This is a genomic window from Phycisphaeraceae bacterium, from assembly GCA_019636555.1.
In the GTDB taxonomy this organism is placed as follows: Bacteria; Planctomycetota; Phycisphaerae; order Phycisphaerales; family UBA1924; genus JAFEBO01.
This window is the reverse complement of the sequence record JAHBXH010000001.1, coordinates 3513903-3539319: the sequence shown is the minus strand read 5'-3', so window position 1 is coordinate 3539319 and position 25417 is coordinate 3513903. Positions and strand designations below refer to the sequence as shown.

23 protein-coding genes are annotated in these 25417 nt (G+C 62.0%); 10 read left to right on the top strand and 13 right to left on the bottom strand.

From position 1 onward, the window contains the following. The first annotated feature begins 88 nt into the window (after positions 1 to 88). Entirely contained in the window at positions 89 to 583 is a 495-nt protein-coding gene (locus KF691_15235) for a hypothetical protein (protein MBX3390801.1), read from the top strand. Here KF691_15235 and KF691_15230 read toward each other — a convergent pair. After that, complete coding sequence (locus tag KF691_15230; GenBank protein MBX3390800.1) at positions 537 to 1904, bottom strand: PAS domain-containing protein; 1368 nt, start codon at positions 1902 to 1904, stop codon at positions 537 to 539. The genes KF691_15235 and KF691_15230 overlap by 47 nt on opposite strands. Positions 1905 to 1939: 35 nt before the next feature. After that, complete coding sequence (locus KF691_15225; GenBank protein MBX3390799.1) at positions 1940 to 2671, bottom strand: response regulator transcription factor; 732 nt, start codon at positions 2669 to 2671, stop codon at positions 1940 to 1942. A 505-nt stretch (positions 2672 to 3176) separates the two neighbouring features. Between KF691_15225 and KF691_15220 the strand changes: the two genes are divergently transcribed. The 3 genes from KF691_15220 to KF691_15210 all read left to right on the top strand — a co-directional run bounded on the left by KF691_15220 (position 3177) and on the right by KF691_15210 (position 6933). Beyond that, positions 3177 to 4622 carry a hypothetical protein gene (locus KF691_15220; protein ID MBX3390798.1) on the top strand — a complete coding sequence of 482 codons (1446 nt, stop codon included), beginning with the start codon at positions 3177 to 3179 and terminating at the stop codon, positions 4620 to 4622. A 261-nt stretch (positions 4623 to 4883) separates the two neighbouring features. After that, positions 4884 to 5717: a glycosyltransferase family 2 protein gene (locus tag KF691_15215; GenBank protein ID MBX3390797.1), complete on the top strand. Its 834-nt coding sequence runs from the start codon at positions 4884 to 4886 to the stop codon at positions 5715 to 5717. 40 nt (positions 5718 to 5757) lie between these two features. Further along, entirely contained in the window at positions 5758 to 6933 is a 1176-nt protein-coding gene (locus tag KF691_15210) for a 23S rRNA (adenine(2503)-C(2))-methyltransferase RlmN (protein ID MBX3390796.1), read from the top strand. A gap of 9 nt (positions 6934 to 6942) precedes the next feature. Here the strand turns inward: KF691_15210 and pdxH are convergent, their stop codons facing one another. Then, positions 6943 to 7653, bottom strand: coding sequence for a pyridoxamine 5'-phosphate oxidase (gene pdxH, locus KF691_15205; protein ID MBX3390795.1), 711 nt, complete (start codon positions 7651 to 7653; stop codon positions 6943 to 6945). A 105-nt stretch (positions 7654 to 7758) separates the two neighbouring features. Here pdxH and dnaB point away from each other — a divergent pair, with 105 nt between their 5' ends. Next, positions 7759 to 9468, top strand: coding sequence for a replicative DNA helicase (gene dnaB / locus KF691_15200; protein MBX3390794.1), 1710 nt, complete (start codon positions 7759 to 7761; stop codon positions 9466 to 9468). On the opposite strand, the gene KF691_15195 is transcribed toward dnaB, so the two are convergent. The 6 genes from KF691_15195 to KF691_15170 all read right to left on the bottom strand — a co-directional run bounded on the left by KF691_15195 (position 9465) and on the right by KF691_15170 (position 14814). Beyond that, positions 9465 to 9992, bottom strand: a complete 528-nt coding sequence (locus tag KF691_15195) for an MgtC/SapB family protein (GenBank protein MBX3390793.1) — start codon at positions 9990 to 9992, stop codon at positions 9465 to 9467. The two genes, dnaB and KF691_15195, sit on opposite strands and share 4 nt — an antisense overlap. Before the next feature lie 19 nt (positions 9993 to 10011). Further along, the gene (locus KF691_15190) at positions 10012 to 11055 is read right to left on the bottom strand and encodes a hypothetical protein (protein ID MBX3390792.1); all 1044 of its coding nucleotides are present in this window, start codon (positions 11053 to 11055) and stop codon (positions 10012 to 10014) included. Between the two features lie 174 nt (positions 11056 to 11229). After that, complete coding sequence (locus KF691_15185; GenBank protein ID MBX3390791.1) at positions 11230 to 11751, bottom strand: hypothetical protein; 522 nt, start codon at positions 11749 to 11751, stop codon at positions 11230 to 11232. 27 nt (positions 11752 to 11778) lie between these two features. Beyond that, entirely contained in the window at positions 11779 to 12555 is a 777-nt protein-coding gene (locus tag KF691_15180; protein ID MBX3390790.1) for a hypothetical protein, read from the bottom strand. 125 nt (positions 12556 to 12680) lie between these two features. Further along, a complete protein-coding gene (locus tag KF691_15175) occupies positions 12681 to 13448 on the bottom strand; it encodes a hypothetical protein (GenBank protein ID MBX3390789.1) in 768 nt (255 codons plus the stop codon). A gap of 250 nt (positions 13449 to 13698) precedes the next feature. Continuing rightward, the gene (locus tag KF691_15170) at positions 13699 to 14814 is read right to left on the bottom strand and encodes an NAD(P)-dependent glycerol-3-phosphate dehydrogenase (protein ID MBX3390788.1); all 1116 of its coding nucleotides are present in this window, start codon (positions 14812 to 14814) and stop codon (positions 13699 to 13701) included. A 207-nt stretch (positions 14815 to 15021) separates the two neighbouring features. Between KF691_15170 and KF691_15165 the strand changes: the two genes are divergently transcribed. Continuing rightward, entirely contained in the window at positions 15022 to 17088 is a 2067-nt protein-coding gene (locus tag KF691_15165; GenBank protein MBX3390787.1) for a cation-translocating P-type ATPase, read from the top strand. A gap of 59 nt (positions 17089 to 17147) precedes the next feature. On the opposite strand, the gene mgtE is transcribed toward KF691_15165, so the two are convergent. From mgtE to KF691_15150, 3 genes are read right to left on the bottom strand one after another with little or no spacing between them, the layout of a single operon-like run. Further along, positions 17148 to 18581: a magnesium transporter gene (gene mgtE / locus KF691_15160; protein ID MBX3390786.1), complete on the bottom strand. Its 1434-nt coding sequence runs from the start codon at positions 18579 to 18581 to the stop codon at positions 17148 to 17150. 57 nt (positions 18582 to 18638) lie between these two features. Beyond that, positions 18639 to 19355, bottom strand: a complete 717-nt coding sequence (locus KF691_15155; GenBank protein ID MBX3390785.1) for a PIG-L family deacetylase — start codon at positions 19353 to 19355, stop codon at positions 18639 to 18641. A gap of 22 nt (positions 19356 to 19377) precedes the next feature. Then, the gene (locus KF691_15150) at positions 19378 to 19863 is read right to left on the bottom strand and encodes a hypothetical protein (GenBank protein ID MBX3390784.1); all 486 of its coding nucleotides are present in this window, start codon (positions 19861 to 19863) and stop codon (positions 19378 to 19380) included. Between the two features lie 93 nt (positions 19864 to 19956). Here KF691_15150 and KF691_15145 point away from each other — a divergent pair, with 93 nt between their 5' ends. After that, complete coding sequence (locus tag KF691_15145) at positions 19957 to 21309, top strand: SpoIID/LytB domain-containing protein (protein ID MBX3390783.1); 1353 nt, start codon at positions 19957 to 19959, stop codon at positions 21307 to 21309. 11 nt (positions 21310 to 21320) lie between these two features. Here KF691_15145 and KF691_15140 read toward each other — a convergent pair whose 3' ends face one another. Then, on the bottom strand, positions 21321 to 21737 hold the full coding sequence (locus KF691_15140; protein ID MBX3390782.1) for a hypothetical protein: 417 nt from the start codon (positions 21735 to 21737) through the stop codon (positions 21321 to 21323). Between the two features lie 206 nt (positions 21738 to 21943). Here KF691_15140 and queA point away from each other — a divergent pair, with 206 nt between their 5' ends. The 3 genes from queA (at position 21944) to murA (ending at position 25412) form a co-directional block, all read left to right on the top strand. Then, positions 21944 to 23083, top strand: a complete 1140-nt coding sequence (queA, locus tag KF691_15135) for a tRNA preQ1(34) S-adenosylmethionine ribosyltransferase-isomerase QueA (protein MBX3390781.1) — start codon at positions 21944 to 21946, stop codon at positions 23081 to 23083. A 70-nt stretch (positions 23084 to 23153) separates the two neighbouring features. Continuing rightward, entirely contained in the window at positions 23154 to 23954 is an 801-nt protein-coding gene (locus tag KF691_15130) for a DUF1223 domain-containing protein (GenBank protein MBX3390780.1), read from the top strand. Between the two features lie 135 nt (positions 23955 to 24089). Further along, positions 24090 to 25412 carry a UDP-N-acetylglucosamine 1-carboxyvinyltransferase gene (gene murA, locus KF691_15125; protein ID MBX3390779.1) on the top strand — a complete coding sequence of 441 codons (1323 nt, stop codon included), beginning with the start codon at positions 24090 to 24092 and terminating at the stop codon, positions 25410 to 25412. Positions 25413 to 25417: the final 5 nt, after the last annotated feature.

Sequence of the window (25417 nt, the reverse complement as noted above, 5' to 3'; positions counted from 1 at the left end):
TGGTAGGCTGCTTGATAAAGTCTAAGGGGCGTGGAAGGCCCTTCCCGGTGAATCCGGGTTCATCACACCATCAGCATCGGAGCAAGTCGTGCCGCGTATCAGTCCAATCGCCGCAAGTTCTTTTTTCGTTATCGGACTATTTTCTGCTTTTCAGGGGGCGTGCCTGGTTGGTTGTTCGACATCCGGCGGCAGCAAGGGCTTCTTCACAATTTCAGGAACAACTTCGGTCGCGACAGGAGACTGGGATGATGTCAACGCCTCCGTGCTGGCGGCATCGCAGCACAGAGAAATGACAGTCTTGACCGAGTCGCAACCAAATCCGACGACGCTCGAATTCGATCTTCTGACCGTTTCGAGCGAGCCGGTCACCATCACCGTCACGCGCAGTAGCCCACCGGATCCTTCGATTCGCCTGAGTCAGGAAGGCCCGATCGCGATGACACTGGAGGTCAAAGTGGGAAGATTCGGCGATTCGCGTCGTGAGCGCGAATTGATCGATGACATCCGATTCAGGCTGGGGGATCTCGTCGGGCCGTTCACGACGAAACCGCTTCCTTCGAGTTGGGGGGGCTGGGGGAACTAAGCACCCGGCTGTTCGGCAATTCAACGATCATGGTGGTGCCCTGCTGCCAGACCGATTCGACGCGGATGGAGCCGCCGAGCGCACGCACGGCGTTCTGCACGATCGCCAGACCCAGCCCGGTTCCTCGACGCTTGGACGTGCCCGTTCGCGCGGCATCGACTTGATAGAAACGATCGAAGACTCGTGCCTGATGATGAATTGGAATGCCGACTCCGCGGTCGATGATGCGCCATTCGGTTGAATCGGGCGTATCTCCCGTGCGCGCAACAATTCGGATCCTGGTGCTCTCAAACGCAAACTTGCCGGCGTTCTCGAGCAGATTCTTGAGAATCAGCTCGAACAGCCGCGGGTCGGTGCGGATGCAGGCGAGCTCCGGAGCGAGGTCGAGTTCCAGACTGAGGCGGCGCTCGTTCAGCAGCGGGTCGAGAAGTACGCCGATCGAATCCACGGCCGGCCGCACTTCGACTTCCGCAAACTCTGGCGCTTGTCCCGAAGACTCGAGCTGCGAGAGACGCAGCACATCCGCCGTCAGTGCTTCCAATCGGTTGACGTTGGTGTCGATCATCGCGAGGAGCTTGTCCGTCATTTCCGGATCGTCGTGGACCGACTGCTCCAGTGTCTCGAGCGCTGCTTTGATCGATGCCAGAGGCGTGCGGAGTTCGTGGCTCACGCTCGCGACAAATTCCCCGCCGAGCCGGAGCGCCGATTGGAATTCTGTGATATCCCGGAACGAAAGCAGAATCGATCGGGGCCGGTCCCGCGGCTCCTGAGCCAGCGGCGCCCCAATTACGCGAAACACGCGCCGGGCATCACGACCGGTTATGGCAATTTCTGTCTCGCGACGCTGCTCGGTGCGGGCCGACTCGAAGAGTTCGATGATCTCGGTCTGCGGGAGCAAGTCTTCGATCGAGCGCCCGATGAGGCCGACTCCTCCCGTGCCGAAGAATTCGCTCGCGGCGGTATTCGCGGAAAGCACCGTTGCATCTGCGGAAACGAGCAGCAGCAGATCGTCACTGGCGTTTGCGGCAGCGTGCAGGTCGGCGCCCGCTTGGGCGGCGGAGTCGCGCGGCGGGTTCGCGCCGGATGGCGGACTGATTCCTCGGCCGCGCCGCACAGGAAGCGTCGCAGGCGGGCCGGCCCAATCCGTTTCAGATCTTCGTGCCAGAATCGCCCGGGTCGTCCAGGCGACCGTCGCGATTCCGAGTGTGAGCGAGAGGGTACTCGAAAAACCGGAGTACGCCGTGATGCCGGTTGCCGCGGCGCCCGCGCACAGGATGGCGACATCTCGAAGTGAGCCCGGGCTTGGGCGGCGCGGTGGCATCTTGAATCGTAGAAAGAAGAAGGAGAGCGTCCGGGTCAGGAAGCCGCGGCATCCAGATCGGATGGCGCATCATCTTCGACCGCGAGAGAGCAGCGATACCCGACTCCCCGCACGGTCTTGACGATGTGCGCGGAATCACCGAGTTTCTTTCGGATGCTGGTCACGTGCACGTCGATCGTGCGTTCAGTGACGGTCACTCCCGGCCCCATCGCGCGTGTCATGAGCGCGTTGCGCGAGAGGACGCGTCCACTCGCCTGGACCAACGAGGCCAGAATCCGGAATTCCGTGAGCGTGAGTTTGATCGGGAGATCGTGCAGGGCGGCTTGGTGTGTATCGGTGTTGATCTCGATGGGACCGAGCCTCATGATCCCGCGTTCGCCCGAGAGTCTGCCGCTGCGCCGGAGCAACGCCTCGATTCGGGCGAGGAGTACTTTCATTGAGAAAGGCTTGGTGACGTAGTCGTCGGCGCCGAGCTTGAGGCCGACGACCTGGTCGGTTTCTTCCCCCTTTGCGGTGAGCATGATGATGGGGATGGAGGCCGAAGCTGGCTCGGCGCGAAGGCGCGCTGCGACTTCGGTCCCGGGCAATTCCGGAATCATGACATCTAAGAGGATGAGATCCGGTGCGTGCTTGCTGACGGCATCGAGCGCCGACCTTCCCGCTGCCGCGGTCGCGGTCGAATAACCGGCCCGCTTGAGGTTGTACACCAGCAAATCGCTGAGATCGCGTTCGTCTTCAACGATCAGAATGTGTGGTCGATCGGACATTTCGGTGATCCCAACAATTTGCGAACGCGGAATAAAGGCCGGAGCAGCGTAACGCAGGAGGGACCGAGATGGCTGGAAAGGAGTATTGAGACTGCGCGAAGAATGCCGATCCTGCCGATTAAAGGATTTTGTTTGGCATCAAGATTGAGCAGAAGTCAAAAACGGAGGTGCGAAAACAATTGGTCAGGGGGGGCATACGACCGAAAAAGTCGAAGAGAGTTTGGACTTGCTAATATACGGGTGGTACTGTTCAAGTCCCACCCGGCTCGGATTCCGGGAGTATGTCCCACGATTCGAAGTGCGTTGGAGGTGGGGACTGATCGTCGAAGAGAGCCGCGGAGCGGCTCGAAGCCTGGAGGCGATTCGACGATCGGAAGAGTTGTGGTCGTTCCGCGACTCAGGATTGCGTGGTCCGGAAGACTGGCCTTGGGGCCTCTCTTTCGTTCGGACTTGAAAGATGGGCGAGCTTTGAGACGGCTCGTCCGGGAACAAGGAGTCTTACGAGATGGGTCACACGAGCAAGATGTTCTTTATCGCTGGCGCGGCGCTGGGCCTTGCGGGCACAGCGATGGGCGCAGAGTCGTCCGACACGAGCCGCGCGTACAACGCCGAGCTCACGGCGGACGCCGCGGGTCGCACGAGCCTCGCCGCCGGCAAGGCGAGCCAGGGCCTGACCATCACCGATGGTTCGGGCAACTTCAGCATGCGGATCGGCGGACTGATCCAGTTCCGCTACACCGCTGACTTCCGCAGCGGCAACACCACCGACACGAACCTCCCGACGCCGACTCCGGCTTCGGGCGGCGGCGTGACCGGTCAGGACAAGGCCACGATCGGCTTCAGCCTGCCCCGCACGCAGATCTACTTCGCCGGTATGGCCGGTTCGCCCGAACTGACGTACTACATCCAAGGCAATTTCTCTTCGGCCTCGAGCAACACAACATTCAATAACCCGAATCCGGCGGGCGACTACCTCCAGAACTCGAACAACGGCAACTTCCAGCTCGAAGACGCCTACATCAAGTACGCGTTCGACAACAACTGGGACGTGCGCTTCGGTCAGTTCAAGCTGCCCATCCTCACCGAAGACCTCATCGGTGACGGCTACCAGCAGTCGATCGATCGCTCGTTCGTGACGAACGTGTACCGTCAGCAGCGCAGCCAGGGCATCCAGGTCGGCTACACCGCCGACTCGTTCCGCGTCCTCGGTGCGTTCAGCGACGGCTGGCGCTCGGCGAACACGGACTACAACAACCCCAACGAGTCGGACTACGCCGTGACGCTCCGCATCGACGGCAAGTTCGCCGGCGACTGGAACCAGTGGAACCAGTTCAGCAGCTGGCAGAACAGCCAGTTCGCCGCGTTCCTCGGCGGTGCGATCAACTGGCAGCAGGGCGGCAAGACCGGCACCCCGGGTGACGCTCAGGTCAACCTGAACCAGGCCAACTACCTCCTCTGGACGATCGACGGCCAGGTGAAGGGCAACGGCTGGAACTTGTACGGCGCGTTCATCGGCAGCCATGCTCGCACGCTCAACACCATCGCGGGCGCGGGCGCGAATCTGAACAGCTACGGCTGGCAGATCCAGGGTGGCTGGTTCGCCACGCAGCAGATCGAAATCTTCGGTCGTTACGACGGCCTCTACGCCAACAACTCGCTGGGCGCAGCCCAGGGCGGCGGCACAGTGAGCCCGCGCACGTGGAACTTCATTGACTTCGGCGTGAACTACTACCTCTTCCCCGAATCGCAGACGGCCAAGATCAGCGCCGATGTCGTCATCGGTCTGAACAAGAGCCAGAACCTGCAGGCGATCAACTTCCAGGGTAACGCGGGCACGGGCCAGTTCGTTCCGGGCAGCACCGTTGCTGCTCCTGACACGAACGCCGGCGTCCTCGGTGGCCCGAAGGCCGGCGAAGTCGCGATCCGGGCTCAGTTCCAGCTCCTCTTCTGAGCTGATACTGCTCTGATCAAGCCGCGAGGGTGAAGACTCTCGCGCGGTCCGAACGAGTTGTCTCACCGGCCGCCCTGCACGGGCGGCCGGTTTTTCTTTTTGCGGAGTTATCTGCCTCTGTTCCGGCGTACAAAGGAACCTCCCGATTCCGGCGCATGTATCCGTTGCGGCGAGGTGATCATCGAATGGTTGATGCCGATCCGGGCCGGTGCGGCAGAGCTGGGAAGCGTGGCGGCTTGGAAGTGACTGGGAGGTGATATTTTGCGGACACTGGTCGCGATTCCGGTCTACAACGAATCCAGGCATATACGGGCCGTGCTTGATCGCGTGCTCGAGCACGCGGGGAACGTTCTCGTCGTCGATGACGGCTCAACCGACGACTCGGCGTCGCTGCTGGCGTCGCTGCCGGTGGACGTTATCCGGCACTGTGTGAACCGCGGGTACGGTCGTTCGCTCATCGATGCGTTTCGGTTTGCGGCCTCCGAGCGGTACGACTGGGTCATCACCATGGACTCAGACGAGCAGCACGAGCCCGAGCGATTGCCCGAGTTCTTCGACGCGATCGAACGGAACGACGCGGACATCGTGAGCGGCAGCCGATATCTGCGGGAATCAACTCCCGAAGCGCTGGCGATGGCGCCCGGCGATCGCCGACGCATCAACCGTCTGATGACCGAAGAAATCAACAAGCTTCTTTCGCGGCGTCTCGGAATGACCTTGACCGATTCGTTCTGCGGCTTCAAGGCCCACCGGGTTTCGGCGATGTCGCGACTCGAGCTGTCCGAAGACGGCTATGCATTCCCGATGCAGCTTTGGGCGCGAGCCGCGGCACACGGTCTGCGGGTGCGCGAATTGCCCGTGGATCTCATTTACAACGATCCGAATCGGACCTTTGGCGAAACGCTGAATGATCCGGAGGTGCGGCTGAGACACTATCGCGAGGTGCTGCACAGAGAGATCGCGCTCGGCGGCGACCGGATCCGGCATCACCGTGCGGAGATCACGCCCGCTCCGTGCCGCCACGCGGGGCTTGTCGAATCCGCGGATCGACGTGCGTGCACGCCGAATCGGGCGGACAGTCGCGACCGTTCTTGACGCTCATCCTCCGGCACGAAGAAGAGCGATAAACTTCGTCGTGTCTGATACTTCCGAGAAATCAAGGCCCTGTCCGCTCGGCCACGCCGCCGAGTCGTTCGTGTTGCGTGCAAAGGAACACGGCACGGCGCGTCCGGGCGCACTGGAGCAGTATCGATCGTTCTTCTGGCGGGGCGAGGCGGCCGGTGGCGAGGTTGCGCGGATCGCGAGCGTCGTGATCGACGAAGGGGCGGAAGGCAGAATCTTCAAGTTCACGCAGGAAGTGCCCGCTTCGGAGTCGAAGCTCGCGGGGCAAGTCGAGATGTTGCGGACGGAGAGCGTGCTCATTCCGATGATCGGCAAGCGGCGTGTGCGCACCTACACGCTTTGTGTTTCTTCTCAGGTCGGGTGCGCGATGGGTTGCACATTCTGTGAGACGGCACAGATGGGGCTTATCCGGTCGCTTTCGGTCGCGGAGATCGTGCAGCAGTGGTACGCCGCGACGCATTTGTTGAAGCACGCGGACATCCCCGAACCGGTCGTCACTCCTCAGGGTCTGGAAGGACCGGTGCGCAACATCGTGTTCATGGGCATGGGAGAGCCCATGGACAATCTCGACAACGTGCTGGGAGCGATCGACGTGCTGCGCGATCATCGTGGGCCGTCGATTCCGATTTCCAAGATCACGATCTCGACAGTCGGTCGCGTCGACGGCATCGCGCGCCTGGCCGATCACATTCGCAAGGACGGCTGGCACCGGCTAAACCTCGCGATATCGCTCAACGCCGCGTCGGACGACATTCGCTCGGAAATCATGCCGATCAACCGGCGCTGGAATCTTTCGGAACTTCAGAAAGCGCTGATCGGCTTCCCGGTCTATGGCGGCGGCAAGCTGTGCGTTGAATACGTGCTGATCCCCGGGGTGAACGACAGCGACGACGATGCGACGCGGATCGCCAAGTTTCTGGCGCCGATTAACAGCGACTATCGCGCGCGGAAGAACGCGAGCACGCCGCGCACGCTGCTCAATCTCATTCCGTACAACCCGCGCCGCGTTTCTCCGTGGCCGGCTCCGACGGAAGAGAACGTTGATCGGTTCCTCGCGCGATTGATCGAACTCGGTGTGTACGCCAAGCGCCGGCGCACCAAGGGGCGCGACCTGATGGGCGCTTGCGGTCAACTGGGGAGCGAGCACATCCGCCAGCGAAAACTCGTGGACCTTTCGGTGTCGCGCTAACGCCCCGCGTCAGGGTTGCAAGCGAGTTGATTTCCACTTGCCGCAGCGGAATTCCGCGGGAATGTCCGAGGGCTCGATCGTGCGAGTCCATTCCGCACGATCATGCACTCTTCCGGGTCCGCCTAGCCACAATTCGACGCGTTCCGCCCAGAGCCGCCATCCGCCCCAGTGAGGAGGGCGTGGGATCTCGACTGCATCGCCCTTGTCCATGATGTCTTTGATGGAAATCCCAAGCTTTTCCATGACACCAGCGATCTGAAACAAGAGTTCTTCGCGCGAGGCGATCGGCTGGCTTTGATCGCTCGCCCATGCACCGAGACGGTTTTCCCAGCCGCGGGTCTTGAAATACGCGTCGCTCTCTTCCGCAGGACTCTTCACCACCGGTCCTTCGATGCGGACCTGTTTTTCCAGCGCGTCCCAGTGAAAGACCGCCGCGGCCCGCGGGTGCTTGGTCAAGCCCCGGCCCTTGCGGCTGTTGTAATTCGTATGAAAAACGATCGCGCCCTGATCGAGGATTTTCTTGCAGAGCACGATGCGGGCGGTGAGCGCCCCGCCTTCGTCGAGGCACGCGAGCGTAAAGGCGTTTGGATTCGGTGTGACCTTGTTGGCGACGGCATCGTCGAACCAGGCACGAAAAAGCGGCCAGGGGTCTGCCGGCAGACTATCGGGCAGGGTGTTATGGGGAGAAAAAATCGCCGCGATATCGATGGGCTCTGACATTTCCCAACTCTAGCGGCGGGCGGACGGGGGACGAATTATGCACACTGCTGGGGATTGATTGTCGCTTGGTACAAGTCGTCGGAATGGCGGGCTACGGTGCTGGCGATGAGCAGCTTCGAGGGACAAGAAGGCGGCGGGGGGAGTGTGGGGGGCGGCGGCAAGCCGTGGCGGGAGCGCCGGCCCCCGGTCTCAACGGAAAAGCTGTTCGATCGCCTTCCTCCGCACTCTCTCGAAGCGGAAATGAGCCTGCTCGGTTCGGTGCTTCTCGACCCGCGGATGCTGAGCGATGTGCTCGCGGTGGTGCGGAAGCCCGAGGAGTTTTACGCCGAGGCGCACGCGACGATTTTTCGCTCGATCGTCGAGGTGTACGACCGGTTCAACTCCGGTGACCTCGTTCAGATTGTCGAATCGATCAAGGACAAGGGCCAGCTCGAGAACGTCGGCGGCGCGGACTATCTGGTGAAGCTCGCCGAGAGCGTTCCGAGCGCGGTGAATGCGCCGCACTACGCCCGGATCGTCGCGGAAAAGGCCAAGCTGCGGAAATTGATCGATGCCGCCGGGACGATTTTGTACGACGCGTATCACACCGGCGAACTCGGGCCGGACGGCGCGCGAGAGGTGCTCGACAAGGCCGAGATGGCGGTTTTCGAGATCGCGCAGCAGCAGCAGCTCGCGGATCCGCAGTTGCTGAAGGACTTGCTCCAGCTTGAAATCGATCGGATCGAGAGCCAGGAAGGCAAGGGCATCAGCGGCGTGCCGACCGGTTACATCGATCTCGATGATCTCCTGCGCGGGATGCAGCCCGGCGAAATGGTCATCGTCGCGGCGCGTCCCAGCATGGGCAAAACGGCGCTCGCGCTCAACATCGCGGAGCAGATGGCCGTCGGGGTTTCATCGGGCGGGTATTCGGCGGCCCCGAATCCGGTCGCCTTGTTCAGTCTTGAAATGTCGAAGAGCGCGGTGACGCAGCGATTGATCTCGGCGCGCTCCGGAATCCCTTCTCAGAATCTTCGCGGTGGCCACAAATTGAACGATCGCGAGTATCGCAAGCTGCTGTCGGCTTGTGATGAACTGGCGAAGGCGCCGCTCTATGTCGACGATACGCCGAACATGACGGTGCTCGCGCTGCGTGCGCGTGCCCGGCGATTGGTGGCGCAGCACGGCGTGAAGGCGATCATGATCGACTACTTGCAGTTGCTCACGTCGCCGGGCGCTGCACGAGAGAGCCGCCAGGTGGAGGTCTCGGCGATCAGCCGGAATATCAAGGCGCTCGCGCGCGAATTGAACGTACCGGTGATTTGTCTGTCGCAGTTGAACCGCGCCAGCGAGCAGCGTGAGGGCAACAAGCCCCGCATGAGCGACCTGCGCGAATCGGGTTCGATCGAACAGGACGCCGACGTCGTGATCCTGCTGCACCGCGAGGACTATTACCACACGCAGAATCCGGATTGGGCGCTCGACAATCCGGACAAGGTGGGCGTCGCCGAGCTGATCATCGCGAAGCAACGTAACGGACCGACCGGCGTCGTGCGTCTGACGTGGGATTCGACGACGACGCGGTTCCGCAACTACGCGGGCGCCGGCGTGCAGCCACCACCGGAATTCGCAGGTGGCTTTGATTCCGGTCCGCCATCCGGTGGATACGAATCGGTTTCTGCCGCGGCAGGATTTGTCGAGGCCGCGCCGCGCTCGGCCTTTGCTCCGGGGCGAAAGACGGGGCCGATCGAGAGCCATCGCGACGGCGGCGGTCCGGAGCGAGAGGCCGAAGTCGCTGCGGACGAAGGCGACGATTCGGTGGGCGGCGTTCCGTTCTAAGCCCGATTGCCAATTCCGGATCCCGGTGCGCTCGCGCCGGTCATATGCGGTGCGTCCGAGTCCTTGTTCGCCGGGCCGATCAAGTGCAGCGGGCGTTCGAGCAATTTCATAACCACCAGCGCGATGAGCGCGGCGCCGGTCACGATGGACGCGAGAAGAATCTCGCCAAGACCGCAGGCAGCCCCGATCGCGGCGACGCACCATACCGCGGCGGCGGTCGTGAGGCCGTGAACTCCCTTGTCGGCGCGCACGATTGTTCCGGCGCCGAGAAAGCCGATCCCAGTCGTCAGGCCTTGCAGGACGCGGCTCGTCGCCTGTGCCGCGGAATCGCTGCGCATCCCGCTCGCTCCCGCGCCCACTTCGATGACGAGCAGCGTGAACGCGGCGGACCCGATTGAAATAAGCGTCATCGTGCGAAAACCCGCGGGATGCTTGCCGAACTGGCGTTCCAATCCGATGACAGCGCCGAGGCCGAGTGCGGCACCGATGCGGGCCACCGCTTCAATCGTTGTGATCGTGAGCATCGGGGGAGTTTACCGGCGCCTACCGGGTCGCCGGTTCGGTGATCGGACTCGGGGCGACAAAGCCGTCGTACTTGATGAAAATCGCCACGTCGTCGTCGCTGGGTGCCGCGGATTGCCAAGCGGCGACGTAGAGTTCGGCGAGGAAAGATGCGCCGTCGGCGAGCCGATCGGTGATGAACTCCGCGCCCGGCGCACGCCACAGATCTCCGTTTTGTTCGAGCTTGTAAAGCGGCTCGACCTGCGCGTGTGAGCGCTCGATCTGCAGGATCACGGCGGGCCACGGATTCACCGGGTCGGGCGTGTTGATTTTGGGCGGCGACGCTTTGAGTTCGGCGCGGATCGAGGCTTCATTCAGTTTGTGCTTGGTGAGCGTGTCGGCGTCGATCTGAGCGTGGATTTCTTTCTTTGTCGTGTAGGCATTCGGATTGTCGCCGACCCAGCCGTGGTGATGGCGGGTGGTGTGGAGCGGCTGGGCGCAGTCGCCGACAAAGTGGCTCAGCGCGCCCATCGAAACCGCGATCGCCATGCGCACCGCTTCGATCTCGTTGTGGCGCGCCGGGTCGTTGATTTTCTCGAGCGTTCGCAGAGTCTTGAAGTTTGATTGGAGCTTCGCGTAGTTCTCGCAGATTGCCTGCGGGAGAAAGCCGGGGTAGGCGTCGGTCTTTGCAGCATCGAATCTGGGATTCGGCTGGCGTCCCGCGCCGGGGTGCGCCTCGCGGGCCAGGCGAAGCTGCACCGCGAATTCGTGACGCAGAGGCTCGATCGTTTGAAGCGTCAGACCCAGATCGGTCAGATCCTCGACATCAAGGTAGTGATCCGGGTTGTTGATGTGAGCGAGGAAGGGATTCTTGATGTTGCGCCAGCGATCGGGCATCGTGGCAAGATCGGCGATCCTGATCGACCAATCGGTTTCCGCGATCCAGGCGGCATCGGAATCGGCGACTTTCTCTTTGAATCGTTCGATTCCGACGCGGGTAATCGCGCGATGTCCGAACGCGTCCCACGCGAAGACGGGGGATGCGATAAAGGCGGCACACGCAAAGAGTACTGGTAGATTTCGCACCCAAGAAGCGTAGCGGATTTCGGCCGCGGCCCCAAGCCCTATTCACGGGGCAAGATCAGCCCCGAAAGCAGCGGCTTGCAGCGGTACCCGAGATCGAAACACTCTTCGGATACGTCCGGGGCGGAGTCGTTGGTCGAGCTTGAGTGGGCGGATTGCAGTTGAGTTGCTCGGGGACTATCCGCCGGCATTCTTCACCAGGGTTTTGATTGATTTCAGGTATCCCGCGGCGTTCTCGTTGACACACCCAATCGCGGCATCAAGAAAAGTGATTGCCGCCGGTCCATCCATCACGATCGGAGCCGGAGCCGAGCCGTCGCGCCATGCCGTGACCTCCACGAGGCTTCGGCCAGCGGATTGCGCGGGGACTGATTTTCCGACGCATGCCAGCGCGTCGGCTTTGGATTCAACCGAGGTGACACCGATCGGCGCGAGGCCGCGCTTGGAGAGCCAGTCCGACGATGATTTGAGTGCGGCGGCATCGGTCCACAGCACGATCGGCGGCGAAGGTCGATCGCTCGGGCCCACCCAGGCGACGATGATGGCGGAAGGGGTCTGCATCGTTGAGTCCGGCGCGATCGTGCCCGGTGAAGCTGATTGTTTCGACAACTGCGTCGTTGTTTTCTCTTGCTGCTTTTCGCACGCCGCAAGCGTGGCGAGGGCGAACACCGCGAGAGTCGTTCGACCCAAGAGAATCATGGGGCCTCCCGGTGTTCGCGACTGTCATTAGGCCGCGGCACGCCGCCTGCGAGCGGCGAATACCGCACCGAAGCCGACGACTGCCAGGCAGGTGGGCGCGGGCACCAGGCAGTCCGTGCAGTCGGTACTGAGCGAGTATTTTCCTTTGCCGTACCGGGCGTCGAGCGCGGCCTGTGTGAGCCACTGCGGACCGGCAAGTTCATCCCAGCCGTTGACGACGTTGTTTCCGTCCTTGTCGATGTTGAAGCCGTAGGTGCCGCTCCAAAGCACGCCGATCTTGCCGGGCGCGATGAAGCACACGAGCGAGAGTTCCGCAAGCCAATCAACGGCGCCGCGAAGGTACTCGCGCGTGGGCTTGTCTTCGAACCGCAGGCCGAGCCCGCCGTCGGTTTGATGCGTCTTGTAGAAGAGATTCGGGTACTCGTTTCCGTCGCGTGCTTTCAGCGTGTAGTTCCAATAGAACGGGTAGTCGACGCCCTTTGGATCCGTCTCGCCGGGGTCGAAATAGGGTGTGCCCGCGGGCGTGTCGGTGTTGATCGGCTTGGTTGTCTTGATCAGTTGGATCCACTGAAGCTCGCCTTTGAGCATGTTGGTGGCGACGGCGCCACCGCTGACGGAGACGCCCTTGGCCTTGAGATCGTCATCGCGATAGGGAATCGGGAACGCGAGATTGATCGTGGCGAGGAGTTTTCCGTCGCACTTGATCTCTTTGTTCTTGATTTCCTTTGTGTCTTCGGCGCCGGGTGACGGGCAGGCAACGCCGACCGAGAAAGAAACGAGCAGCAGAGCGATAGATGTTTTCATCCGAATGTCTCGCGGGCAAGCACACGTGTCGGGATATGAATTCACTCGGCAATCGGAAAGGGGCGACCGCCGGTCGCGATCGCCCCTGTTCGACTTCGGTCATCGGCCGGTCGCTTCTCGTTCTCTCAATTTCGGCGGCGACGGCCTGTTGCCAGGATTCCGGCGAAGGCGAGAGCACCCGCCGCACCCGGAGCCGGAACAAGGCAGTGTTCGCAATCGGTGCTGACGGTGTAAATGTCACCGAAGCGCTGATCGATCGCGGCCTGAGTCAGATAAGTGCCGCCGACTGCGATCTCGTTGATCCCGTCGATCGTCAGCAAACCACCGGCGGTGATAGTGAATCCGTAGCTGCCCGTCCACAGAACCCCGATCTCGTTGGTGAGTTTGTTCCAGCAAACCAGGCTGAGTTCGGCGGTCCAGTCGATGGCGGCGCCGGTCCATTCGCGTTTGGGTTGATCAGAGAAGGCGAGCGTGTTGCCGCCGTTCGAGAACTGATTCTGCACCCACAGGCCGGGGTAGTTGTTGCCGTCGCGCCCCTTGAGATTCTCGTTCCAATAGAACGGAAAGTCATTGCCTTTCGGGTCGAGTTCGCCCGGATCGAAGTAGGGCGTGCCCGCCGGAGTGTTGGTGTTGATTGGTTGATTCGTTTTGATCATCTGGAGCCAGCGCATCTCGCCGGCGAAGTTGGCCGTCTTGGTGGCGTTGCCTGTGACTGTGATCCCGCCGACTGCGCCGTTCGAATAAAGCGTCGGCTTGGCGAAATTGATGGTGGCGAGCAGCTCGCCGTGGCATTTGATCTCGCGATCGACGATGCCCTGAAGGGCGGCGAGCGAAGAAGCACTTCCAGCAACAAGCGCGAAAGTCGCGCACGCAACGTTGAAAACTCGAGACATCGCCGATCTCCTATTGATCAATGTGCAGCGCCCGGCAATCTTCCCGGAGATTGCGAAGGCAGAAACTGGAATCGGCGGTGCTTCGTGCCCCGCCCCTCTCCTGAGCGCGCTCTGGACTGGATTGGAAACGGCCGCGCCCACGAACCCCGGCCCGCGCCGGACTCGGTCAGTTTCCCGAGAAACCGGGTGGCTGTCAAGGGAGTACCTTCGCTTGGGGCTCGTTTCGGTAATTTGCTGAGTCGCAGAGCCCTTAGGAAACAAACAGGTCACGGTGAGGCTCGTCGTCCCGCTCGGGACGGGCAGCCCTGGACATGAGCGACCCGATAGCGGCCAGCGGATCGACCTTCTCGAACAGAACCGCATGAACCGCACGAGTTATCGGAACTTCGACCCGATATTTGGCGGCAAGCTGCAAAACAGCACGGGTCGTGGCGACACCTTCGACGACGAAGGGCGATTCGGCGAGATACTTCTCGACGTTTGCTCCGCGGCCGATCGCTTCGCCGCATGACCGGTTCCTGCCTTCCGGGCTGAAGCAACTCGTGGCGAGGTCGCCCATGCCGGCGATGCCGGCAAATGTCTGCGTTGAGGCGCCCATGGCGGCGCCGAGGCGGGCGATTTCGGCCATGCCTCGCGAGAGCAGGGCGCTCTTGGCGTTGTTGCCCGCCTTGAGCCCGTCGAGCACACCTGCCGCGATCGCGATGACGTTCTTGACGGCTCCCGCCAGCTCGATTCCCAGCAAGTCGCTGCTGGTGTACACGCGCAGCCATGAAACGGAAAAAAGGGATTGAATTTGGCATGCAAACACCGGGTCGTCGCTTGCGGCGACCATCGCTGCGGGCAGACAGAGCGCAAGTTCCGCTGCGATGGTCGGACCGGAGAGACAGCCGATCGGCCTTGGTTTCCGATCCGGATTGTCCCTTCCGGTCTTTCGAAGCACATCGGCGATGATCTCGGACGGGCGAAGCAGCGTGCCTTCTTCGATTCCCTTGGAAACGGAGATGATCCCGGCATCGTCGGGCAGGAGCGGCGCGGCACGTTCGAGCGCAGGGCGGATGAATTGCACGGGGATCGCAACGACGACGATGTTCGTGCCCCGGAGTGCGTCTTCGAGCGTCAGGCACACTTTGACCTGTTCGGGCAATTTGAAGTGGTGAAGCCGGGGGCTGGTGCGGGTCTGCGCAAGTTGCGCGCCTTCGGATGGATTCCGACCCCAGATTCTCACGTTCGCGGGCCGCCGGATCAGACCCGGAGCCGCTGGCAACTGCTCCGCCGCCGAAAGAACGCCGGCACATACCAAACCCATCTGGCCCAATCCCAGTATTGCGATCGAGGACAATGCGGGGTTGTCAGGGCTTTTCTTCACGGGGCTCGAATCCGCGTTTATCGATGTTCGGTTTTTGATACCGTTCCGCGCTCGAACCGTTCGGACGCGGGCGTCGTATTGTTGGCCTGCCGGACCGTGCGTCCGGCTGGTCCGGCATTCTGCCAGTCCACCCGGTTTCGTCCAATCATCCAGCCGCCGATCATCGTCCCGCAGTCATTCGGCGCCGATTCAGCAACCTAAAACGCTATGGCAGCTCACACACACACGCACGCCCACGATCACACGCACGACCAGACCAGCGAAGAATTGATCTGCTGCTCGCATCATGAGATCGAGATCGAGCGGTATATCAAACTCTCGCTTTTCGGCGGAGTTCTGGTTTTCGTGACAACCGCCGCCCGGGTTCTTCCTCTCGGCGTTTCGCCAGCGATCGTGCAGATCCCGGCGATGATCGGTGCGGTGCTCTTGGCTTTGCCCTTGCTTTGGGCGGCCTGGAAAGAAGTCCTGGCCGTGCACCTGTCGAGTTCTTCGCTCGCGGCGATCGCGATCATCGCGGCCATCGCTATCGGTGAATACGAGATGGCGGGCTGGCTCGCCTTCATTCTGGTGATCTTCGGTCAGTTCGTCCGGCGCAGCGCGACCGGTGCTCAGCGTGCGATCGCCGAGCTCGTGCAATTGACTCCTGACGTTGCGCGGCTTGTTGACAACGGCGCTGAGCGCGACGTGGCACTGAGCCAGGTTCGCGTCGGCAATCTTGTCCGGGTTCGTCCCGGCGAGAACCTGCCGGTGGACGGAAAGGTCGTCACGGGGCGATCGACCATCAATCAGGCCTCGTTGACGGGCGAAGCAGCGCCGGTGGAAGTGCAGCCGGGCGATCAGGTGTACGCCGGCACGAGCAACCTCACCGGCGGCATCGATATCGAGGTCACGCAGATCGGCGCCGAGACGACGATCGGCAAGGTGACTCAGTTGATCCGGCAGGCCGAACGCAGCCGCACGCCGCGCCAGTTGCTCATCGAGCAGGTTGCGGGCTTCTTTGTGCCGGTTGTGCTTTCGGTCGCGTTCATCGTGTGGTTCTTCATGAGTCAGTCTGAAGACCTGAACTTGCAGAAGAGCGCGATGAAGACGGCGGTGGTGGTGCTGGTGGTCGCGTGTCCGTCAGCGATTTTGCTTTCGAGCCCGAGCGCGATGCTCGCGGCCTTTGCCGCGGCGGCGCGCCTCGGCATCATGGTGAAGCAGCCGAACTATCTCGAAGCGGCGGCCGACATCACGGCGGTCATTCTCGACAAGACCGGCACGATCACGACCGGCAAGTTCCAGGTGACCAAGTTGGCGCCCTCGGCCGGTGTGGACGGGGCAGACTTGCTCCGCGCAGCCGCGAACGGCGAGCAACATTCGAATCACCCGCTGGCACAATCGATTCTGACAACCGCGCGGGCCGCGCGCGTCGAGGTTGACGGCACGCAGAATTACGAGGAAATCCACGGGCGCGGCGTGATCGCGCGGACATCGCTCGGTGAAATCCGCGTCGGGCGCGCGAGCTGGATTTCCGACGGAAACGCGGGCGTTCAGCGCGAGATCGAAGAGGTGGAGAAGCGCATCGAGGGAATGACCGGCGTGCACGTGATGCGCGACGGCCGGTATCTCGGTGCCGTCGGCCTCGAAGATACCGTGCGGTCGAACTGCCGCCAGGTGATTCAGAACCTTCGCGAGAACGGCGTGAAGCACGTGGCGATGTTCACCGGCGACCGGCTCAGCGTCGCGACACGGGTTGGCCAGGCGGTCGGCGTCGACATGATCGAAGCGGAATGCCTGCCCGAAGAGAAGCACGAGCAGATCCGCGGGCTCAAAAAGCTCGGCTATCGCACGCTGATGGTGGGCGACGGCATCAACGACGGTCCCTCGCTCGCGGAAGCGGATGTCGGCGTTGCGATGGGTCTTTCGGGTTCGGACATCGCGGCGAATTCCGCGGGCGTCGCGCTCATGAACGACGACCTCTCGCGCATCCCGTTCCTGATCGAACTTTCCCGCCGCACACGAGCGATCATCGCGCAGAACATCGCGGCGTCGGTGCTCATCGCGATCGTTGGACTCGTGCTTGCCGCGACGGGCAACTTCAACCGCGCGGGAGAATTCGGTCTTCCGCTCGCGGGTTTGTACCACTTCCTCGGCGACATCTTCGTCTTGGCGAACAGCTTCAGACTCTTCCGCTTCGGCGAGAGCTTTGCTTCAACCGAGAGCGCGCAGCCGGCCCTCAGGCGTCGCGCGGCATCTGTTCGCGGTCTCGCCGGTGCGCAGCCTGCTGCGGCCTGACGTTTGGTCAAGAATCTTGTTCCGATGGAGCCCGGGCGAATGCTCGGGCTCTTTCTTTGCTAGAGCAGCGTGCCGCGCAGGATGACGATCGCCGCGGTGAAATAGATGATGATTCCGGTGACGTCCACGAGCGTTGCGACGAAAGGCGTGCTGGAACCCGCCGGATCGAGTTTCATCTTTTTGAGACCGAAAGGCAGCAGCGCGCCCATGATCGAACCCCAAAGCACGACTCCGAACAGGCTGGTCGAGATCGCCGCGGCAAGCCGGATGTAGTGTTCTTGCACCGACGGATCGGTGACTTCGATCCCCTGGGAATTCTTGCGGACCTCAACCCACCAACCCATCAGTCCCCAAAGGCTGACACGGATAAACCCAAGCGAGCCGATGATCAAACCGAGCACCATGGCAACAACGAATTCGCGTCGGATGGTTTTCCACCAGTCCTTGACCGTGACTTCGCCGGTGCCAAGCGCGCGGATGACGAGCGTCGAACTCTGTGAGCCCGAGTTGCCGCCGGAAGAGATGATCGCGGGTACGAAGATGGATAGAACGACCACCTTCTGGATCTCGTCGTCGAAGAAGCGGAGCGTGTTGCTCGTGAGAAGCTCGCTGAGAAACAGGAGCGCGAGCCAGGGCGCGCGCTTCGCGACGAGCGAGCGCACGCTCGCCTGAGCGAAGCTCTCTTCGAGCGCCGCCATGCCGCCGACCTTCTGGATGTCCTCGGTGAACTCCTGCTGGGCGACGTCGGCGACGTCGTCAGCGGTCACGATGCCGATCAGATTGCCCCGGCTATCGACCACCGGCAGCGCCGTACGGTCGTAGCGCGCCATCAACTGCACGGCTTCTTCCTGCGGCTGATCGGCCCGCAACGTGACAAAGTTACGGTTCATCAGGTCTTCGATTTTCGCGGCGGGATCGGCGAGGAAAATCTGTCGCAGGCGAAGATCGTCGATCAATTTGCCCGAATCGTCGACGACGTACACGACGTTGATCGTCTCGGCGTCCCGTCCGTGTTTGCGCACATAGTCGAGCGCCTGCGAAACAGTCCAATCCGGCCTGATCTTCAGGTAGTCGGGCGTCATCAGACGACCGACCGTGCGCGGGGGATATCCGAGAATCGCCTGTGTCGTCGCGCGCGTTTCGGGCGAGAGTTTGGCGACGACGCGCTCCGCCACGGATTCCGGCAGTTCGTCCAGCAATCGCGCCTGGTCGTCGGCGCTCATTCCCTCGATGACGCGCACGGATCCTTCGGCGCCGAGCTCGTTGATCAGCGTTTCCTGGAGCTCGGGCGTGAGATACGCGAAGGCTTCCGCCGCGGCATCGCGTGGCATGAATCGGAAACCGAGTGCCGCTTCGCTCGGCTCGATACTCGACAGAATGTCGGCGACGTCGACGGGCGGAAGTCCGTGCAGCGCACTGCGAACTTCGGAGAACGCTCCTTCTTTGATCAAAGCGGCAATGTCCGGGGCCAGCAGCTCGGCCGTGAGATTCACAGCAAGATCAAAGCACGGACCCAATGCAGCCGCAACAGTCTTGCGGGCAAAATGCGATCAAAGCGCCAGATCTCCCAGTCCTCGAAGCCCGAGTGGTTCGTGCGTGAAGAAGGGTTCTGCCGCGGCGGTTCCGATCCGCGAACCCATAAAGCTCACTCCGGCATCAAGCCGCTCGAGAAGCCCGCTTGCCGCCGGGTTCAGCTCGAATTGGGTGCGGTAGGCGCGGATCGCGGCGCGACGCTTTTCTTGGTAGCCCGCGATATCCATGACAAATGTGGGGTCCGGAACGCGGCGCAGATGGGTGCAGTAGTAGTAAATCAACCATTTGGGGTAGATCGGCGGCCGGTCGAGATCTCCGGGCATGGGCTGCTTCGTCAATTTGGCGTCAAAGCGGGCGTCTTCCACGATCCGCGTGGTCGCAATGTGATCCGGGTGCGCATCGAGCGGATGCGGACAGAAGACGATCGTTGCCTGGTGTGCTCTGATTTGTCCCGCCACCGCATGACGGGCTTCCAGCGAGTGCTGCACCCGCCGATTCGGAAGATCGAGCAGATGCCGGGTAATGACCGGTTTGTCCGGGCCGGGTTGCAGCGCGGCGAGCGCCTCCTTGGCTTCTGTCAACCTTGTTGTTCGATCGCCGACCGGGGTCGGGCATCCGTCGGTGATATCGAGGATCGCGACCCTGTGTCCCTGGTCGGCGAGGCGGGCGATCGTGCCCCCCATTCCCAGTTCCTGATCATCCGGATGCGGTCCGACGACAAGTATGTTCGCCATGCGGTGTTCCTGTGGTCGGGGATCACTCTTGCTGGACCGGCACCTCTTCAAACGGCTTGGGAGGCCGGGCATCGTCGCTCTTTGCCGCGAACGAAAACGGTCCGCTGGCCGGCTTCCAAGGCGGTTCCCCCTGCCAATGAAGCTGCCGTGCATAGACCCACAAGGGCACGGTGTTTCGAATCGGCGTTGAAATACGCTGCTCCACGGGGGTCGGGGTTACGACAAAGCTTGGGTTTGGAGGCGAGATCGAGATAAAGACCTCGGTGCGTCCGCGCTGCTCCATGATCTGATCCAGCGAAACCATCCAACCGCCGATCGGCGGCTCGACGACAACAGTCCATTGGGGGCTGGATTCGATCCAGACGGTGGGGCCGTTCCAAGCGGCCTGCGTCTTTTCGGGGATGAATCTCCCGGGCCCACAGCCGGTGAGCAACGCGCCCGACGCAAGAGCGCCGAATGCGACAACGACTTTGCGAGTTTTTCGAGTCAACGGAACGATTCTGTACATGCGCGAAGATCGTAACCGATGGCCGCACGCGTGCCGCCAGTAGGCCGCGTCGAACGCGCGGAAACTGCCCGTTTCTTCTGGAGCCTGCCAAGCATGTCTCGCCAATGGATTGCGTGTGTTTCCCGCCTCGGGCTTGTCGCCTCGATTGTTTTCGCCTCGGTGGGCTTGGCGGGATGCTCCTCGTTCGATGCCAAACCGACCGGGAGGCCCGTGTCGTTCCGCGAAGAGCCTGACATCCGGGTGCGAATCAAGAAAAGCACCTTGCAGACCCGGATCGAGGGTCCCAGCCGGATGGTAATTCGCCCGACGACTGTAGTGCGGGCGGAAGCGGTCACCGGTCCGCTGACATTCCGCGGCACCACGAACGGCATGGTCATGACGGACGGGACCGGTCGGCAGCGAGAATTCGCGCCGGGCACGGATGTCGAGGTGCTACCCAGAGAAATGAGCGAAACCGAGCGCCGTTCGAGCGACGGGTACAAGCCCGGGGACGCGCTGGTCGTTGACGGAGGGACTCATCCGGGCTTCGCGCTCGTGCATTCCAAGTCGAATGAGGGCGGGGTGCTCGACGTGATCGGCGTGATGCCGATCGAAACGTACGTGCCGGGCGTCATCAGTCACGAACTCATCGCAACGTGGCCCCGACAGGCGTTCGAGTGCCAGGCGGTGGCGGCGCGTAGCTATGCGCTGCACGAGCGAGAACGTTCCCGGCGCGCGTACGAGTACTTTGACGTTGAGAGCAACACCAGCGATCAGATGTACGGCGGGTTGTCGAGCCTGACGGTCGCGGTGGAGGCAACCCGGGCGACTCGGGGCGTGGTCATGACCGAGGGGGTCAGCGGACCGGCGAGCAAGGTGCTGCTCCGCACTTACTACTCGTCCACCTGCGGCGGCGAACAGGCGTCGGCGAAGGATGTGTTCCCCACGGCCGGCGCCAGTGCGTTCAATCTCGCCAAACCGCTCCAGGCGCAGAAACGCGAGCATTTCTGCCAGAGCGCGGGGCGGTATCGATGGAGCGCCAAGCGAGGAGACACCGAGCTTTCAAGAAGAATCCAGGCCTGGGGCGCGAACGCGGGTCACCCGGTCAAGACGATCGGCCAACTCACCTCGTGCAAGATTGTCGAGCGGAATGTCACGGGGCGACCTGTTCGTTATGAACTGGGTGACGACCGTGGCCAGATCTTCAAAATCAACGCAGAGCAGCTGCGCAACGCTTGCAACTTCGCGGCGCCGGGTTTGACCGAGATCACGAAGGAAACTCGGGTCTACAGCGGCGATCTCGAGATGTTCATCGCATCCGAAGATGTGATCATCAACGGAAGGGGATTCGGGCACGGCGTCGGCATGTGCCAGTACTGCGCCAAGGGCATGGCCGAAAAAGGCTGGGATTGGCCCGCGATGATGAAGCTGTTTTACCCGGGGGCGGGAACCATGAAGGCGTATTGAGCCGAGAAGCGTCACCCGAGCAGATCGATCACCATGCCCTGGATGATCTGGCTCGCCGACTTGTTCATGTTGTCGAGAATCTTGCTCGTCTGCTGAAAGCCGGTGAAGAGCTGCGCCGCTTTGAAGAGTTTGGCGCCATCGGTTCGCAGCTTTCGTTCCGACTGCACGACGTCCGGAACTTCGGGCATCGAGGCGACTTGTGCCGCGAGACGCGCCGCGGCCTTGACACTTTCCCGATTGCTCTTGGTGAGATAAAGGTCGAACGGAGTCGGCGGAGCGTTGGTCAGGAGCGCGCGCAGATACTCGTTTTGCGAAAGCAGCACAACATCGAATGGCGGCTGAGCGTCCCGAGCCAAGACCGGCGTCGCGTACCCGTCGTTGCGAATCACGACGGGCAGGAGCGTCGGTCCCTGTTCAAATCTTGCCACCGGCGAGATCACGCAGAGACGAGTTCAACGGCTGTGCCATGCTATTGGATGGGTCCGGAGCTCCGATAAACAAGCCGCTGCTGTACGGAGACCCGGGCGATCGATGCCGGCGCCTTCGAAGGGCTGTTCCGTTTGTGACGACTGTCTCGATTCGGCAACATTTGAAGTCGAATGGTGACCATGGTCAACGCGACCAAAGATCGCCGGTGCTTCAGACGAGCGAACTCGACTACGACCTGCCTGAAGAGCGAATTGCCGTGGAGCCTGTTTCGCCCCGCGATTCCGCGCGCCTGATGGTCGTCGAGCGCGCCCGTGGCCGGCTCGCGGAGCATGCGGCGGTGCGAGATTTGCCGCGCTTGCTGCGGGCGGGAGATGTGTTGGTCTTCAATACCACCCGTGTTCTGCCGGCGCGCCTGCTCGGCAAGCGAGAAGATACCGGCGGTGCAGTCGAGGGCCTGTTTCTTTCGCGCGCAAATGATGAGGATGTCGAACGTTGGACGGTGCTGCTTCGTGCCAAAAAGGTTCGATCGGGCATGCGGTTTTCGCTCGAAGATCCGGCCGGTGCGTCCTGTGGTGTCACACTTATTGCGATTGAGAAGGTTCCGGATGAGGCCGGCGCATGGCTGGTTGCGGTCGAGAACAAGTCCGGAGGCGACGCGCTCGAACGCGCGGGGCACACGCCTCTTCCGCCGTACATCATCAAGGCGCGCGAACACTTGCACCGACCCGGCGAGGAAGCCGACGATGCGAAGCGCTACCAGACGGTGTACGCCGATGCGCCCGGGTCGGTCGCCGCGCCGACCGCGGGGCTTCATTTCACTCCTCAACTCCTGACCGATCTGCGCCGAATCGGAGTCGAACGGGTGGATGTCACACTTCACGTCGGAACCGGGACGTTCCGGCCGATCGAGGCATCGATCGTCGAACAACACCCGATGCACTCGGAGCGATGTTTCATTTCGAAAGACGCATTGCGCCGTATCGTTCGAGCAAAGAGCGAGAACCGCCGCGTGATCGCGGTCGGAACCACCAGCGCGCGCACGCTCGAGAGCTTCGCCGCGAATTACGAAGCGTTGATCACCGGGGGCGCGAGCGAAGAACAGGCGATCGGTCGCCTACCCGACTTTCTTGATACCTCGTTGCTCATCACGCCCGGGTACAGGTGGAATTGGGTTTCCGGCCTTTTGACCAACTTCCATCTGCCGCGCAGCACCCTGCTCGCGATGGTCGGCGCCTTTCTGACCGAGACACAAACACCTCTCCGTACCCTGCGAGACTTGTACGCCGAAGCCATCCGTCAGAAATACCGCTTCTACTCCTACGGCGACGCCATGCTGCTGCACTAGGCGTCAAAAAACGGCCGTTTGTTCAAACCAATCCGCTCTTCGCGGCATCGAACTCTCAAGGGAGTGCGCGATGATTGCAGTCGTCATGTCGTTGCTCGGGATTCATTTGGCGGTTGCCGATCCGGAATCCGGGGCTCGAGCATCGGAAATGAAGCCCGCCGCGGTCGTCGAGTTATTCACCTCGGAAGGATGCTCCTCCTGCCCGCCCGCGGACAAATTGCTCGCCGAGTTGATCGATGAGCACGCCAAGGCCGGCGACCTGATCGCGCTCTCGTTCCACGTGGACTACTGGAACAACCTCGGTTGGAAAGATCCTTGGAGTTCACCCGGCGCCACTCAGCGTCAGCAGGAATATCGCGATTCTCTCGGCGATCAAAGCCTCTACACGCCCGAGTTGGTCGTTGGAGGCAAGGTGGGCTTTGTCGGCTCTGATCGGGCTCGCGCCGAGCGAGAGATCGCGGCCGAACTACTCCGTCCAAAGCCGATCCCCGTTTCAGCCACCGCGAAATGGAAAGAGACCAGCGAAACCGGTCGGCAACTTCACGTCGTCGTCCGGCTTGGAAAGAGCGACAAGATCGAAAAGTTGATTCGCAAGTGGACGGTCTTGGTCGCGGTCACTGAAAAGGGTCTCTCCAGCGACGTTCGCCGGGGCGAGAATGCGGGTCGGAAACTCAGCCACCAGAGCGTCGTTCGAGTCTCGAAGACTATCGAATCCGAATTGAACACCAAGCCCGAAATCGATTTCGCAATTCCGGCTGATTTGCAAGTCGATCGCGCTTCCGTCGTCGTGCTGGTGCAGGCCTCTCCGGGAAAGCCAATTGAAGGGGCTTCTCATACGGAATTGGTTCGAGCCGAACCCGCCACGCCCTGAGACCGCTCTCGCTTCGGCACAGACCAAGTCAGTTTCCTGCTCCGCGTGCTCGTTCCGGGGCTGTTGCTGTCCAGCGTCTATCCGAACCGATATAGGATTCGCGCGCCGGATCGGTCGCGGCATGGAGGCACGGGAATGGATACGTTCGTGATCGAAGGCGGTCGGCGCCTGGAGGGCAGGCTTCGGATCAATGGCAGCAAGAATGCCGCGCTGCCGCTGATGTGCGTGCCTCTGCTCACCGACGAGCCGGTCACGCTGAGGGACGTTCCGAACCTTGCGGATATCCGCAGCCTGCGCAGCTTGCTCGCGGAACTCGGCTGCGTCCAGACCGGCGAGAAGCCGGGAATGATGACCCTGCACTCGCAGGATTTGACCAAATGTCACGCACGATACGAGATCGTTCGCACGATGCGTGCGAGCATCAGCACGCTGGGCCCTCTGGTCGCCCGGCGGGGCTACGCCAAAGTCTCCATGCCCGGCGGGTGCGCGATCGGCGATCGTCCCGTTGATCTTCATCTGCGCGGGCTTGCCGCTCTCGGCGCCGAGATCACACTCAACGGCGGCGACATCATCGCCAAGGCGCCGCGCAACGGGTTGAAAGGCGCGACCATTTTCCTCGGTGGCCAATTCGGTTCGACGGTGCTTGGCACCGCGAACATCCTCTGTGCCGCGACGTTGGCGAAGGGAACGACGGTCATCGAGTCGGCCGCGTGCGAACCCGAGATTGTCGATCTCGCGAACATGCTGATCCGGATGGGTGCCCGCATCCAGGGACACGGGTCACCCCGGCTGGTGGTGGAAGGAGTGGAGAAACTCTCCGGCGTGGATCACACCGTCATGGCCGACCGGATCGAAGCGGGAACGTTCATGCTGGCGGCGGCGATCACCAACGGCGATATCACACTCGAAAACTGTCCGATCGATGCCATGCTGGTGGTCAAGGACAAGCTCGGCGCGATGGGAATCCAGCTCGCAGTGAGCGGGACCGACCTGCTTCGCGCCACCGTTCGTGTCACCAGCGCGCGAACACTCCGACCGGTGGAATTCACAACACAGCCTCACCCCGGCTTCCCGACCGATCTCCAGGCGCAAATGATGGCGACGCTCACGCTCGCCGACGGAAACAGCGTGATCACCGAGCGCATTTTCCCTGAGCGCTTTCTCCACGTGGCCGAGTTGTCGCGCATGGGTGCACGCCTGATGCGCCAGGGACCGACCGTGATTGTCAGCGGCGTGCGGAAGCTGGTCGGCGCCCCTGTGATGGCGAGCGATCTTCGGGCCAGCGCCGGTCTCGTGCTCGCCGGCATGGCCGCGGAAGGAACGACGATCATCAACCGTGTCTACCACCTCGACCGGGGCTACGAACAGATGGAAGACCGCCTCGCGTCGCTTGGTGCGAGCATCCGGCGAATAGACGACAAGGACCTTCCGGGCAATATGACGGGTGTTCTCGAATAGCCTGA

Bases quoted from the DNA above. Each gene is read 5' to 3' on its own strand.
- KF691_15130 (MBX3390780.1), top strand. From the start codon at position 23,154: ATGATTGCAGTCGTCATGTCGTTGCTCGGGATTCATTTGGCGGTTGCC.
- KF691_15195 (MBX3390793.1), bottom strand. From the start codon at position 9,992: ATGCTCACGATCACAACGATTGAAGCGGTGGCCCGCATCGGTGCCGCA.
- KF691_15145 (MBX3390783.1), top strand. From the start codon at position 19,957: ATGTCTCGCCAATGGATTGCGTGTGTTTCCCGCCTCGGGCTTGTCGCC.
- KF691_15180 (MBX3390790.1), bottom strand. From the start codon at position 12,555: ATGAAAACATCTATCGCTCTGCTGCTCGTTTCTTTCTCGGTCGGCGTT.
- dnaB (MBX3390794.1), top strand. From the start codon at position 7,759: ATGAGCAGCTTCGAGGGACAAGAAGGCGGCGGGGGGAGTGTGGGGGGC.
- pdxH (MBX3390795.1), bottom strand. From the start codon at position 7,653: ATGTCAGAGCCCATCGATATCGCGGCGATTTTTTCTCCCCATAACACC.
- KF691_15155 (MBX3390785.1), bottom strand. From the start codon at position 19,355: ATGGCGAACATACTTGTCGTCGGACCGCATCCGGATGATCAGGAACTG.
- KF691_15225 (MBX3390799.1), bottom strand. From the start codon at position 2,671: ATGTCCGATCGACCACACATTCTGATCGTTGAAGACGAACGCGATCTC.
- KF691_15150 (MBX3390784.1), bottom strand. From the start codon at position 19,863: ATGTACAGAATCGTTCCGTTGACTCGAAAAACTCGCAAAGTCGTTGTC.
- KF691_15220 (MBX3390798.1), top strand. From the start codon at position 3,177: ATGGGTCACACGAGCAAGATGTTCTTTATCGCTGGCGCGGCGCTGGGC.
- KF691_15230 (MBX3390800.1), bottom strand. From the start codon at position 1,904: ATGCCACCGCGCCGCCCAAGCCCGGGCTCACTTCGAGATGTCGCCATC.
- murA (MBX3390779.1), top strand. From the start codon at position 24,090: ATGGATACGTTCGTGATCGAAGGCGGTCGGCGCCTGGAGGGCAGGCTT.
- KF691_15165 (MBX3390787.1), top strand. From the start codon at position 15,022: ATGGCAGCTCACACACACACGCACGCCCACGATCACACGCACGACCAG.
- KF691_15185 (MBX3390791.1), bottom strand. From the start codon at position 11,751: ATGATTCTCTTGGGTCGAACGACTCTCGCGGTGTTCGCCCTCGCCACG.
- KF691_15175 (MBX3390789.1), bottom strand. From the start codon at position 13,448: ATGTCTCGAGTTTTCAACGTTGCGTGCGCGACTTTCGCGCTTGTTGCT.